The sequence below is a fragment of the Rhizobium sp. SYY.PMSO genome, from assembly GCF_046840415.1.
Lineage (GTDB): Bacteria > Pseudomonadota > Alphaproteobacteria > Rhizobiales > Rhizobiaceae > Rhizobium.
On sequence record NZ_CP177350.1, the window covers coordinates 1,793,629 to 1,806,827 of the forward strand.

12 protein-coding genes are annotated in these 13,199 nt (G+C 59.9%); 2 read left to right on the forward strand and 10 right to left on the reverse strand.

What is annotated here, in order from left to right:
- The first annotated feature begins 49 nt into the window (after positions 1 to 49).
- Positions 50 to 1,297 carry an MGH1-like glycoside hydrolase domain-containing protein gene (locus tag ACJJVH_RS26495; protein WP_412065578.1) on the forward strand — a complete coding sequence of 416 codons (1,248 nt, stop codon included), beginning with the start codon at positions 50 to 52 and terminating at the stop codon, positions 1,295 to 1,297.
- Between the two features lie 376 nt (positions 1,298 to 1,673).
- Here ACJJVH_RS26495 and ACJJVH_RS26500 read toward each other — a convergent pair whose 3' ends face one another.
- A complete protein-coding gene (locus ACJJVH_RS26500; protein ID WP_113393401.1) occupies positions 1,674 to 2,366 on the reverse strand; it encodes a DUF72 domain-containing protein in 693 nt (230 codons plus the stop codon).
- A 494-nt stretch (positions 2,367 to 2,860) separates the two neighbouring features.
- Complete coding sequence (locus ACJJVH_RS26505; protein WP_113394263.1) at positions 2,861 to 3,760, reverse strand: AraC family transcriptional regulator; 900 nt, start codon at positions 3,758 to 3,760, stop codon at positions 2,861 to 2,863.
- A gap of 97 nt (positions 3,761 to 3,857) precedes the next feature.
- Between ACJJVH_RS26505 and ACJJVH_RS26510 the strand changes: the two genes are divergently transcribed.
- Positions 3,858 to 4,610 carry an SDR family oxidoreductase gene (locus ACJJVH_RS26510; protein ID WP_412065579.1) on the forward strand — a complete coding sequence of 251 codons (753 nt, stop codon included), beginning with the start codon at positions 3,858 to 3,860 and terminating at the stop codon, positions 4,608 to 4,610.
- Positions 4,611 to 5,010: 400 nt separating this feature from the next.
- Here ACJJVH_RS26510 and ACJJVH_RS26515 read toward each other — a convergent pair whose 3' ends face one another.
- The 8 genes from ACJJVH_RS26515 to ACJJVH_RS26550 all read right to left on the reverse strand — a co-directional run bounded on the left by ACJJVH_RS26515 (position 5,011) and on the right by ACJJVH_RS26550 (position 13,003).
- Positions 5,011 to 6,003 carry an acetamidase/formamidase family protein gene (locus ACJJVH_RS26515; RefSeq protein ID WP_412065580.1) on the reverse strand — a complete coding sequence of 331 codons (993 nt, stop codon included), beginning with the start codon at positions 6,001 to 6,003 and terminating at the stop codon, positions 5,011 to 5,013.
- Complete coding sequence (locus tag ACJJVH_RS26520; protein WP_412065581.1) at positions 5,988 to 6,749, reverse strand: alpha/beta fold hydrolase; 762 nt, start codon at positions 6,747 to 6,749, stop codon at positions 5,988 to 5,990. Before ACJJVH_RS26520 ends, ACJJVH_RS26515 begins: the two co-directional genes overlap by 16 nt.
- Entirely contained in the window at positions 6,742 to 7,503 is a 762-nt protein-coding gene (locus ACJJVH_RS26525; protein WP_412065582.1) for a glutamine amidotransferase, read from the reverse strand. Before ACJJVH_RS26525 ends, ACJJVH_RS26520 begins: the two co-directional genes overlap by 8 nt.
- Entirely contained in the window at positions 7,500 to 8,456 is a 957-nt protein-coding gene (locus ACJJVH_RS26530; protein WP_412065583.1) for a nucleoside hydrolase, read from the reverse strand. The genes ACJJVH_RS26525 and ACJJVH_RS26530 overlap by 4 nt, the downstream gene beginning before the upstream one ends.
- Before the next feature lies 1 nt (position 8,457).
- Positions 8,458 to 9,351, reverse strand: coding sequence for an ABC transporter permease (locus tag ACJJVH_RS26535; protein ID WP_412065584.1), 894 nt, complete (start codon positions 9,349 to 9,351; stop codon positions 8,458 to 8,460).
- Positions 9,352 to 9,361: 10 nt separating this feature from the next.
- Positions 9,362 to 10,384 (reverse strand): ABC transporter permease, encoded by a 1,023-nt coding sequence (locus ACJJVH_RS26540; protein ID WP_412065585.1) that lies wholly within the window; start codon positions 10,382 to 10,384, stop codon positions 9,362 to 9,364.
- On the reverse strand, positions 10,384 to 11,919 hold the full coding sequence (locus ACJJVH_RS26545; RefSeq protein ID WP_412065586.1) for an ABC transporter ATP-binding protein: 1,536 nt from the start codon (positions 11,917 to 11,919) through the stop codon (positions 10,384 to 10,386). The genes ACJJVH_RS26540 and ACJJVH_RS26545 overlap by 1 nt, the downstream gene beginning before the upstream one ends.
- A 73-nt stretch (positions 11,920 to 11,992) precedes the next feature.
- Positions 11,993 to 13,003 (reverse strand): BMP family lipoprotein, encoded by a 1,011-nt coding sequence (locus tag ACJJVH_RS26550; RefSeq protein ID WP_412065587.1) that lies wholly within the window; start codon positions 13,001 to 13,003, stop codon positions 11,993 to 11,995.
- Positions 13,004 to 13,199 lie beyond the last annotated feature (196 nt).

Here is a 13,199-nt window from a genome sequence, read left to right on the forward strand (position 1 = left end):
AGATCGCGACGCGCTTCAAGCCCCCACGCCGAGACTTTGGAGTATCGATATGAACATGCATCTGGACCATGCCAAGCGGATTCTCGCCACCAATGACCGAGGCGGGTATACGGTCCCGGCAGACAGGCTCTATCCTTTCCAATGGAACTGGGATTCCGCCTTCGTCGCCATGGGCTTCGCACTCTATGATACCGATCGGGCCTATCGGGAACTGGAAAGGCTCGTCGAGGGACAATGGGCGGACGGGATGATCCCGCATATCGTCTTCCACCAACCCAGCGACACTTACTTCCCAGGGCCGGATGTCTGGCGCACCTCACACTCCATTCCGACATCCGGCATCACCCAGCCGCCGGTTTTTGCGATCGCGCTGCGCAAGCTGCACGAGACGACGAACGACCGCGCGCGCACCCAGCCGCTCTACGAGGCTGCATTGAAATGGCATCGCTGGTGGTACGCGGCGCGCGACCCGGAAGGGACCGGGCTCGTCGCCCTGCTTCACCCTTGGGAAAGCGGCAGCGACAACTCGCCGGCATGGGACATTGCCCTTGCTCGCGTGCCGACGACAAGCGACACGCTCGTCATTCGCAAGGATACGGGTCATGTGAACGCCTCGATGCGCCCGCGCGACGATGACTACAAGCGCTTCATACATCTGGTGGACGTCTATGCCGCTCGCGGTTGGAAGCCTGCCGAGCAGTGGCAGAAGGCACCGTTCAAGGTCGCGGAGATCCAGACGACGGCGATTCTGCTGAAGGCCGGTGAAGATCTCGAACACATCGCCGGTATGCTCGGCCGCTCCGAAGACGCCGACGAAATAGCCGCCTTCAATGAAAAGACCCGCAAGGCGATCCTTGCACAGTGGCGACCCGACCTTTCCCGTTTCGTCTCCCGCGACCTCGTCTCCGGCCTGGATATCGAAGCGCCGACACAGGCCGGCTTTATTCCGCTGCTGTCGCTCGACCTGAACGAGGCCGTGGTCGACAGCATGGTCGCGGAAATGCAAGCATGGTCCAAGGGTCTCAAAGTCGGCTTCCCGACGACGAAGCCGGGAATCGAAAGCTGGGAGCCAAAGCGCTATTGGCGCGGTCCCGCCTGGGCGATCATCAACTGGCTTTTGATCGATGGACTGAGGCGCAACGGTCGTTTCGACGAGGCTGAAGCACTGCGCCAATCGACGACGACGGCAATCGAGGCAAGAGGCTTTGCCGAATATTTCGATCCGCTGACCGGCGAAGGCTGCGGCGGCGGCGGTTTTTCGTGGACGGCAGCGGCATATATGGCACTGGTGATCTAAGCGTCTGCGCTGGACTGCGAGAACCGGAAGAATGGATATGGGCTTTAAACGGAGAAGGCTCATGAAGTCCATATCGACGGCATTCGACACCGTTCAAGCTACAGCTCTGACAGTATATGCGAGACAATGTCATCGGACGGCGCGACGCACAGTACACGGATGACGTCTGCCAACCTCGTGATCGCCGCTGGCGGAGCCCGCATGCATGGCGCACCTATATCGATCCGCTAAGCTTCGTCGGGAATCGATCCTCTCTGAAAACGCCTTTTCAAGGAATCGGGTCGTCTTTTCATCCCGACCGGTAAATAATCCACTACCGTTGCTTTTGGACAGGCTCAAGCGCGCCATACGCAGCCGCGATCAGTTCAAAGACGCGTCATCGCATTTCGAGCAGCGTCAAAGCATTTTCTATCGCAGCCCCCGAGGCAGTATTGTCGAAGACGCACCAGCTATCGGCAGCCAGAAGTTTCGAGAACGATCTTATCTCCTCGTCGGTGTAGCTCGAGTAGTAGATATCCGGTTTGCCGTGTAGACGGACGTATCGTGGCGGGCCTGCGAAATCTTCCACCGGCCACACCGGCGCCGGATCGGCAAGAACCCGGTCGATTGCGTATGTCTTGAGCAAAACCAGTGCCTCGTCGGATGCCCAGCTTTTATGGCGCACCTCGATGACGATCGGGCCGGTATCTGCATCCCGCATCGCCTTAAATGCAGTCTCGAACGCATCAGCATCGAACGCCAGCGATGGCGGCAATTGGCATAGCAGCGGGCCACGTTTTTCTCCGAGCGGTGCGATGTCCGCGAGGAAAATGTCGAACCGCTCGGCGATCTCTCTCATCGCACGGGTATGGGTGATCTCCTTGGGCATCTTCACCGAGAATCGGAAGCTGTCCGGCACGGCCTCGGCCCACCGCGCGATGGTGGATGTCTTGTGCCGGCTGTAGAAGGTCGAATTGATCTCCACGCCGTCGAACACAGACGCATATCGGGCCAGGCCGCTTCCTTCCTCGGCAAATCGGCCAGCCACCTTTTTCGGGATTGACCAAGCAGCGGTGGCAACGATCGGCAAATCTGTCTCCTCCTGCGGCCCGCAAAGATGCGGCCGCGCAAAAAGAACGACGGGACCGATCACAGAGTTCCCGCATGCGGAACCAGCAAGCGGCCCGGAGCCCTTGGAGAGCAACTTCAGGAAGCCTTGATGGGTGACGACCCGATGACGGCGCAGAAATCTGTCTGACGACCGTGTCAGAGCAAGCGCATCAGCCCATCGCGTATCTGAAAACCTGGCGAAGTGGAGGTGCGCGCCGAAATCCAAAGCGCCCAAATTTTCGATGGTTGCAATAGCTATCCACCTGAAACTCCTGAATGACGGATATCGGCTTTGCCTGCTTGGAATGACCGACTGGGCCCCGAATTCGACGTCCGCTCTCGGCACGTCTGCCTCAAGTGCGAAGGTACGGCTCCCAGCCAACCATGGCCACTTCCGGCCCAAACCTGCTATTCCAAAACTGGCCTGTAGAGTGATCCTCGCTGGCAGTTGGCTATATGTCCATCATCGCTTTCCTAGCCTGTCGTGCGCGCATATCGAGCCGGCGGCATTCCGGCATGTCGCGCAAATGCAACGCTAAAGGTGCTTGCCGACCCGTAGCCTACGCGTTCCGCCACCTGATCGACTCCGAGATTCCGATTTCGCAATAGCTGCTTTGCGAGCGCCATGCGCCAGGCCAGCAGATACTCCATCGGGGGAAGGCCAACGATGCGGTTGAACCGCGCAAAGAAAGCCGATCGGGACAGTGCCGCTTCGTTCGCAAGATCGGCTACAGTCCAGGGACGCTCGGGGCGGGCATGCATCGCATGAAGCGCGGCCGCCAGGCGTTCGTCACCCAAGCCGCGCGCCAGGCCAGGTGCGGATGTGGTTTCCGTTCCGGATCGCAGCGCCTCGATCAGCAACACCTCAAGAAGCCGTTCCAGCACGATCTCGCGTGCTGCTCGCTGCTCGCGCGTTTCCTCGTCGACCAATTGCATCAGCGTGGCAAGCCGGGGCCGATCGCGAACAAGAACGACATCCGGCAACAGTGAGACAAGCAGGGCTGAATCCGGTGCGCCGAAGCTGCAATGGCCTATCCGCATGCGCAGATCAGCAGGACCGTCCAGGCGTCCGACGCGGAAATGCCCTTCGCCGACCCGTGTCGGGAGCATGACAGGCAGATCGGCCGGCGCATCGATGGTCTCGTTGACCAAGTTCCGCATTGCTGGCGCGAGTACAAAGTCGCCGGCATGAAGGATGAATGATTGTTGGTCGCCGAACGTAACGCGACAACTCCCCTCCAGGATCGCGCAATAGAATGGTTCGCCTGTCGCTTCACGATGAATTCGCCACGAGCCTGCGCATTCAACCAGCTTCGAGAAGCGGGCGGCAGGCTGTAGCAGAGTGACGATTTCGGCAAGAGGATCGACGGTCATTATCAGGACCAATGCTAAAGAAATATGGACTATAGCCTATATTAAGTCCTCTGTCTGGTCACTAGCATAGGATCGTTCCTCTTGTATGGAGATATCTATGCCCACGATATTGATTACCGGTTGCTCGTCCGGCTTCGGTCTGGAAACCGCAAAACTCTTCCTCGAAAGGGGCTGGGACGTGATCGCGACGATGCGTACACCCACCGAAGATCTGTTGCCAGCTTCCGTGCGTCTGCGCGTGCTTGCACTCGACGTCACCGATTCGACAAGCATCGAGCGAGCAGTGGAGGCGGCAGGCCACATCGACGTTCTGGTCAACAATGCCGGCTTCGGCGCGCCATCTCCGGTCGAACTGACGGCCCCGGAAACGGTCCAGGCGCTGTTTCAGACGAATACGATCGGAACACTGGCGATGGTTCAGGCTGTCGCACCCCAAATGCGGCGGCGCCGGGCCGGGATCATCATCAACGTCACTTCCACGGTGACGATCAAGACGTTGCCGGTCGTGGGGGTCTATCGCGCAAGCAAAGCGGCGGTAAATGCCTTTAGCGAGTCGCTAGCGGTGGAAATGCAGCCATTTGACGTGCGCGTCCACATCGTCTTGCCGGGCCGTTCGCCGGAAACGAGCTTTGGCGCCAATGCCCGTCCGCATCTGCGTGGCATGGACGATCCGGACTATGCACCGCTGCTCCGGCAATTCGTGAAGAATGTGCAGGAAGACACAGGTCCCGTGACCCATGCATCCGACGTGGCGGAGGCGGTTTGGCGCGCTGCCACGGACCCAACTGCCCCGCTACGTATTCCCGGTGGTGCAGACGCGGAGCTTTGGATGGCCGAGGCAGGTTTGTAACCGGAACTGCGATAACCGAAGCGGTGACACCGTTGTCGCCTTGGCCAATAAATCGAGGCGAATAATGCTGCCGCGTCGCGACACGCTCGTTTCTGTCGCTTTGGGCCGTCGAAGAGTTGACGCTTTCTTGGGTGCGATCTCCACAATTGCGCGCAGAGCTGCTAAACAACCCAATGGGACATCAACTTCGGGACGGAGGCGGAAATAATTTTTGATCCTGTTCAAGTGTGGATCTCGGGTCCGGTCCCGCTGAGATCTGCAGATCAGCTACATACATACATTTTATAGCGACGCTCCTTCGCACAGCGCCGCAACAATTTGCGCTTTCTCTCCCCGAGGCTGAACTGGATTGCCCTGTCCAATTGTCACGGGAAGGTTCGATTGGGTCTCGGGTTGATGGCTACGACGGTGATCTCGTCGGGCGCATTCGCCTGTGCATACCCTCCATCAGCAAAACCTCACTTCCCAGCGCCGATTTCGGTACTATGCAAGCTGCGGAAAAGGCTGGATTGACGAGGTTTCCGATGCGGAGACGACAGACCTGCGAGACCAATTGATGCGCGTCCACTATATCGAGCTCTGTCGCCTGCGCCACCCACCGGATCATCCCTGCCGTGGCGATGCGAGCGGCATCCTCCAGCGGGCGAGCGCAACCGATGACGCCCACATGCGTGTCGGTCTCAAACCGTGGCCAGTCGAACGCCGGCTGCGGCGGTAAAATGTCTGCAACAATCGACGCATTGAAGGCACCCTCGATGGCCGTGCCCGCTATCTCGCCGTCGCCTTGCGCGTAGTGACCGTCACCGAAATAAAGATGGCCGCCGTCCACATTGGCCCGGAGATAGAGCGTCGTACCGACGCGCAGTTCTGGCATGTCGAGATTGCCGCCGAAATCACCGGGCACAACGCTTAGGCGCACCTCGCCATGCGCCGGAGCAACACCGATCGTGCCGAAAAAAGGCCGATAGAGCGCTTGTATCGGCCGACCACCAAAAGTTTCAGTCGTCAGCGACTGGCCGGTCGCATCGAAATGCCAGATCCACACACGCTCGGCCTGCGGCAGTTGAAGGTTCGGCGTAACGCGTGTTCCCGACAGCAGCCCGAAGTCCGGCGATATGGTCGCCACACCCCAGTCGCGTGCCCGGTCGAGCGCCAGTATGTGGACAGCTACGATCCCACCGGCCCTCAGCCCCTCAACGGCGATCGGGCCGGTGAGCGGATTGACGTGGGGAAACGGCGCGATTTCACGCGGCTGACCCGCCGTGGTGTCGAGCTTTCCCGAAAAGCAATCCTCGGTAAAAATATCGAAGACTTCGCCGGGCTTCACGCGATGTCTCGCCGCGTGGCCACCAAAGGCAAAAACGAAGTCTTCCGGTTTTACGAGAGGAACCATGTATCCTCTCCCAGCTTGACGACGACGTCTATAAACTCCTTCGTTGCATCGCGATGGATACTGTGGCCTACGTCAGGCATGATGATGACCGAACGCTCGCCGGCCTCGCACTTCAGACGTTCTGCATCTTCGTTCGGCACGAAGCGGCTGACCTCCGGCAGAAACCAGACGGTTGGCAGTTTCTTCGCCAATGTGGCTGCTTCCGGACGCAGGTCCCAGGGCGCATTACCGACGAAGGCCGAACGGGCGTCGTCGAAATCGATCTGCTCGATCGACAGAAGCTTCCAGGCCGCATCGCGCCGCGACCATTTCGGATTCATCTCCAAGAGCCCGTCAACGCTGCGCGGCAGGTTTGCCTCGTCCCAATCGAGCATGCCCTTTGGCGTTGCCTTATCAGCAAAAAAAGACACCGGATCTTCCAGCATCAGCGCCTTGGGGCGAAAGATGCCGCGCAGAACGCCAAGCTGGGCGAGTGTGCCGCCAAAGGAATGGCCGATCAACACATCGGGCTCAAGCGGCAGGTTTTCGGCAAAATCCTGCAGTAGACTGTCGAAGGTAAAGCTGCCGTCGGCGCGGCTGCTTTCGCCGTGGCCGCGCATGTCGGCAGCTATGAAGCGCCAGCCGAGATCGGCGAGCATCCGTGCCGGTTCTGTCATGGCGCCAGCATTGGCGGTGATGCCATGGAGAGCAACAGCAGTCTTGCCGGCGTTGCCGTCGCCCCAGGACATAACGTTGAGCTTAGCCATTTTTCTCTCCCGCTGCCCAAGCGGCCAATTGCTGCCACAACAACTTGTAGCCGGCCCATTCGACAAAGGGCGGCGGAGCCCAATGCGGACCGCAATCCGAGGTGAAGGCGACAGAGCGGCCCTTGCCGTAGTCGCCGGCAACGATCAGCGGATCCTGTCCGACCGTGGCGACCACGGCCGCATCCGCCTTCGGTGTCACCCTGTTATAGCCCAGAAGCACCGGCCATGCGCCATCTAGTCCCTTGACGATAGGATGATCGGTGATTGCGACTCCCGGAACGATGCCTTCCGGCCGCTCTGAACGGTCGTCGCCAGCCATCATGGTGACGGGCAGAGCCTCTTCGACGGGCGTCTCGTGGTAGAGCGCCTTTCCCTCTATGCCCTGGAAGGTTAGGTAACCACCGATCATCACGAAGCCGCCGCCATTGGCGACATAGTCTCGGATCGCTGCGAGCCGGTTCGGCAGTATCCTCGACTTTGAGAAAGTTTCGGGATGGAGGAGCAATGTGTTGGCACCAATATCGCTCAGCATGACGCAGTGATAGGCGGCAAGGCTTTCGGCATCGAAGGGGAAATCACGGGCAGCGGCATGCGAAGGCTGGAAGGTGACGTCCCAGCCGCCTTCTTCGAGCGCGTCCTTCAACCAGCGCACACCTTCGGCATACTCGGTCGTCGTGAAGCTATCGAAACCCTTCTGATGGATGGAATGCACGGTCCAGGATTCACCGGCGATCAGAACACGCATCTTGGTCATTGATCATCTCCTTCTGGTCTGGATGCCGCGACCGATGCGATCGACGCGACGAGCAAGTCGTGGATGGCCGGCTCGTCTAGCGAGACGACGACGTCCACATTGTTGGGAAGTTCGGAGCGGCCGGCGAAATCGATCACCGTGCGGCCATAGGTGAAGCGACCGGCCAGTTCGACGTCGATGCGCGCTGGTGCCGTGCGGCCGACCGATGGCACGGCAGCGACGATCGAGGCGACCGGGTCGTTCAGCGGCATGAAATCCGGCCCGAATACGCCCGGACGGAAGGTCTTGACCAGAGACTGCAAGAGTTCAGCGGCAAAGGCGCCAACCGGACCGCCGATATCGGCCACGCGGGCGATCAGCCGGTTAGTGATACGAGCTTGCACGGCGGCATCGATCGGCACGAGCGTCACGGGCACGCCGGCCGTGAAGACGATCGAGGCGGCTTCCGGATCGCAAAGGATGTTCCACTCGGCTGCCGCTGTCTTGTTGCCGAGACCCCAAGAGCCGCCGAGGGTGACGATCCGCTCAATCCGGCCTGCCAGGTCGGGATCATGTTTCAAAGCCATTGCGAGGTTGGTGAGCGGGCCGGTGGTAACGATGGTCGTCGCGCCGGCGCGCACCTTCGCGGCGATCAGATCAGCCGAATGACTGGGATCGAAATCGACGGCGGCGAGGTCCGCCCGCTCGGCGTCGAGCGCGCTCTCCATGTCCAGCACCTTGGCGATCATCCGTTCACGCACCAGCGGCCCCACGGCGCCCGCCGCGACCGGGACATCGCGCCGACCAGCGACGGCCAGCGTAATCGCAGCATTCTTCGCCGTGCGTTCGACGGCAAGATGGCCCGCGCCGGTCGTTACCGCCTTCAGGTCAAGAACGGGATGGCCAAGGGCTACCAGGATGCCGAGTGCGTCGTCATTACCCGGGTCGCAATCCAGGATTATCTGTTTCCTCATATCATGCTCTTTCGATCTGAGCAGGGCGGCCCCGCCGATAAGCTCTCCACTTGGCGAAGGTCAGGCCGAGCACCGCCGCAACGTAGGGCAGCATCAGCACGAACTCCGATGGAATGTTGAAGGCCTGCAGCCGGTCCCCAAGCGCGCCGAAGAAGCCGAAGAGGAAGGCTGCGAAGGTAGTCATGCCTGGCAGGCCGTTGCCAAAGAGCGTCGCGGCAAGACCCACGAAGCCGCGGCCGCTGGTCATGTCAGGCAGAAAAAAATGCAGCTTGTCCATGGCAAGCTGAGCGCCGGCGAGACCCGACAGCAGCCCACTAATGCCGACGGCGAGCGCTTTCATGGCTCCGACACGGATACCGGCTGAACGCGCCGCGTGCTCATCCTCGCCAACAGCGCGCAGATAGAAGCCGGTTGGCGTGTGATAGAGGAAAAGGTAGCTTGCCGGCACTATCAGCAACGCGCCGATCACGATGATACTCATGCCGGAGAAAACCGGAATATTCAGCGCCTCCGGCACATGCCAGAGATCGGGAAAGCTGATGGGGCGCAACCCGCCGGGGTTCTCGTAGAACCATTCGAGCATGAACAGTGTCACGCCGGAACCCAAGAGGTTGATGCCTAGACCAGCGACGATGAAGTCCGCATGGAAGCGCAGCGTAAGGATTGCCAGCAACTGGGAGAAGACGATGGCAACGAGGACTGCACAGACAACGGCAAGCCAGGCCGACTGCGTCGCGTCGCCGACGGCGACCGCCGTGAAGGCGGCGATCAGCATCATGCCCTCGACGGCCACGTTGAGGATATTGGCACGCAGCGTGATCATCGCCGCGAGTGCGGCCAAAAGGATCGGCGTGGACTGTTCGAAGACGGAGGAGATGAAGGCGATCAGATACATAGCGATCTCCTCACAAGCGGTTGGCGCGGCGAAGCCGCGCGGTCATCAAGAGGACCAGCAGGCCGGTCAGAAGGTTGACCAGCGAGCGCGGCACCTCTGTCGATATCTGCATATAGGCCGCGCCGTTCAGCATCATGGCGTAGAAGAGAGAGGTAGCCAGCGCGCCTAGCGGATGGACGCGGGCGAGCAACGCGCAGGTGAGCCCCACCAAGCCGTAGGCCGGCGAGAAGTTCTGGTCGAAGCGATGGCCGATGCCGAGCACATAGAGCGCGCCTGCCAAGCCGCCGAAACTGCCGGTGATCACCATCGCTGAGATGATGTATCTATCGGCTGCGACACCGATCGCCTCGGCAAATCGCAGGTTAACGCCGGAAGACCTGAGACGCGCGCCCCATGGCGTCCGGAACAGCAATATCCAAGTCGCGAAAGCGAGCATGACTGCGACAAGGAAGGAGATCGAAGCACCTGGAACGCCGGGCATGGCGGAAAGCCAGACCGATTTCGGGATGACCTTGCTCACCGCGCCGTAGGCGTTGGCATCCCGGATGACATTGTTCGCAAGGTAAGAGGTCAGGAGTAGCATGATGATGTTGAGCATCAGCGTCGTGACCACCTCATCGACGGCAAGGCGCACCTTGAGGATCGCTGGGATCCAGCCCAAAAATGCGCCGGCAACGATGCCGGCCAGGATCGAGACCGGCAGCAGAATGATCCCTGGTAGGCTGGAACCGATGATCGCCACGACCGCTGCCGCAATGGCACCGGCGTAGAGCTGGCCTTCGCCGCCGACGTTGAAGACACCCGCACGGAAAGAGAAGATTACCCCGAGTGCGATGAGCGTGAGCGGTGTGGCGCGATTGAGGAAGAGACCGAAATTGCTGAGCGACTCGAAATTCGCAAACAAGAGGTCGTGATAGGCCTGCACCGGTTCGTCTGTGATTGCCGTGACCAACAGGAAACCAATGGTGAGGGTGGCGACGATGGCCGCGAGCGGTGCGCCGATGGCGTGGCCGAATTCCTTGAAATACCGCATCAAGCCACCTGCCTTTCGCCGCCGTTCATCAGGCGGCCGATCGTTTCCTCTGTGGCATCCTTGCGGTCGAGCACGGCGACGAGGCGGCCGGAATACATGACGCCGATACGATCGGAGAGCGCCAGGATTTCCGATAGTTCGGAAGAGATGAGAAGAATGGCGCGGCCGCGATCGGCGGCCGCCAGAATGCGCGCGTGGACGAACTCGGCAGCGCCGATGTCGAGGCCACGGGTCGGCTGCGATACGACCAGCAGCACGGGGTCGCGCTCCAACTCACGGGCAATGACGATCTTTTGCATGTTACCGCCCGATAGCCAACCGACCGGCGTGTCAGGTCGGCCGCCGCGCACGTCGAACTGCTTGATCTTTTCCGCTGCAAAGGCGTTTTGCCGACCGCTACGCACGAAGCCGTATTTGACCAAACCGGCGCGGACATAATTTGTAGCCGAGACGTTTTCGGCCACGCTCATCGTGGCGCCGAGGCCGCGATCGAGGCGATCTTCGGGAATGAAGCCCAGCCCAGCCACCTGGCGCTCGCCGACGCTCGCCGCTGTAATATCCTTGTTCTGCAAGCAGATCTTACCAGCCTGCACGGCCATCAGCCCGGCAATTGCCTCAGACAGTTCTGTCTGGCCGTTGCCATCGACGCCGGCGATGCCAACGACTTCACCGGCCCGGACATTCAGCGACACGCGATCAAGTACATATTTGTTGACGGAATTGATGATCGAGACATCGGCGAGATCCAGGATGGTCTCGCCGAAGCTGCGTTCCCCGCTCCCGCTCTTGCGACCGGTCAGAAATACCTCGCGACCCACCATGTCCCGGGCGATCTGCGTTTCGCTGACACCAGCCGTATCGTAGGTGGTGACGCTGCGGCCATGGCGAATGATCGTCACGCGGTCGGATACCGCTTTGACCTCGTGCAATTTGTGAGTAATGAACAGAATCGTCTTGCCGCTCTTTCGCAACCCGTTGATCACCTGCAGCAGATCGTCAACCTCAGGCGGCGTGAGAACGGCCGTGGGCTCGTCAAGGATCAGTAGTTCGGCGTCGAAGGCAAGCGCCTTCAGAATTTCGACGCGCTGGCGCTGACCTACTGACAGGCCCCGGATCGGCGCGGCGGCATCGAGGCGGAAATTGAACTTGTCGATGAGCCTCTGAGTGAAAGATAGCATGGCCGGCTTGTCGGAAAACAGGCCCCAGCGGCGCAAATGCCGGCCGAGAAAGACGTTTTCGGCGATCGTCATCGACGGCACCAAGGCAAAGTGCTGATGCACCATGCCGATGCCGAGCGCGCTGGCAGCAATCGGGTCGGTGATCTTCGCTTCCTTGCCCTTCAGTGTAATTGTCCCTGCAGTCGGCGAATGAATGCCGGCCAGGATATTCATCAGGGTCGATTTACCGGCGCCATTTTCGCCGCAGATGACATGGACTTCGCCGCACCGGACGTCGATATCCACATGATGGAGTGCGACCTTCTCGCCGAAATTCTTTCGAATGCCAGCAAGACGCAGCATGATGTTGTCACTCATATTCAGGCCCGCGACTGGGAGGATCGAAGCGGCGCAGATTGCACCGCACCGCAATCAGACGATAGTCAAGCGCTTACTTGAAGGCGGTATCGACCTTAATCTCGCCCTTCAACACCTTGTCCTTGGCGTCGTCGACCTGCTTCTTGACAGCAGCCGGGACAAGAGCGTCGTTGTAGACGAGGCCGACGCCGTTGTTGGAAAGACCGTAGATCTCCAGCGTGCCGTACTTCGCCTTGCCGCTCTTTGCCTGGTTGATGGTGTCGTAGATCGACACGCCGATGTTCTTGATCATCGAGGCGAGAATATTCTTCGGATGCAGGCTGTTCTGGTCGGAATCGACACCGATCGCATATTTGTTGGCGTCGGCAGCGGCCTTGAGGATGCCGAGGCCGGCCGGACCGGCGACATTGTAGACGACGTTGGCGCCATTATCGATTGCTGCTTTGGTAAGGTCATAAGCCTTCTGGGCATCGGTGAAGTTGCCGATGAAGATGACCTGAATATTGATGTTCGGCACGATCGTCTGGGCGCCTTGTTTGAAACCGATGATGAAGTCCTGAATGACTGGCATGTCCATGCCGGCGACGACGGCAATCTTCGGATCGCCGGACGACAGTGGGAAGTCCTTCTTGTCGATCGCAGCGGCTGCGGCCAACGCGCCGGCTAGGTAGGAGCCCTCGTTCTGCGCGTATTTGACAGAAAGGACGTTCGGCGCCTCCAGCTCATCGTCGAACATAACATATTTCTGGTCCGGATGCGCCTTGGCCGAGTCAGCAAGGATGTCGTGCATGTGCGGGCCGGCGAAGATCAAGCTCCAGTTGCCGGAAGTGGAGACGGCTTCGAGGTTCTGGCGCCAGAGCTGCGGATCGGTCGGCGAAGCCTGCAGCATGCGAATTTTGACGCCTTCCTTCTCGGCTTTCTTGAAGCCGGTCGCGGCGTTGTCGTTGAAGCCCATGTCGCCGAGATTATCGCTCATCACGTAGACGGCGCTAAACTTGTCGGCAGCAGCCGCCAGGCCCGCATGAAGCGATGCAGCTAGCACCGCGCTAGCGGTGACACGAATGATGGGTTTAAGTATGTTCATATTTAGTTCCCCTTTTTTTGGAGCATATCTCTCGGACGGACGGCCACGGGCAGAACGTCGAGCTTGGCATCTGGACAGCGCGCACGGCGACCAGTATGAATGCAAGAACCTTATCTACACGAGTAGATTTATGATTTCAAGCTTCGGTATGTCAATTGATGGCTACGCCTCATTGATGTTGACACTCCGCCAATCT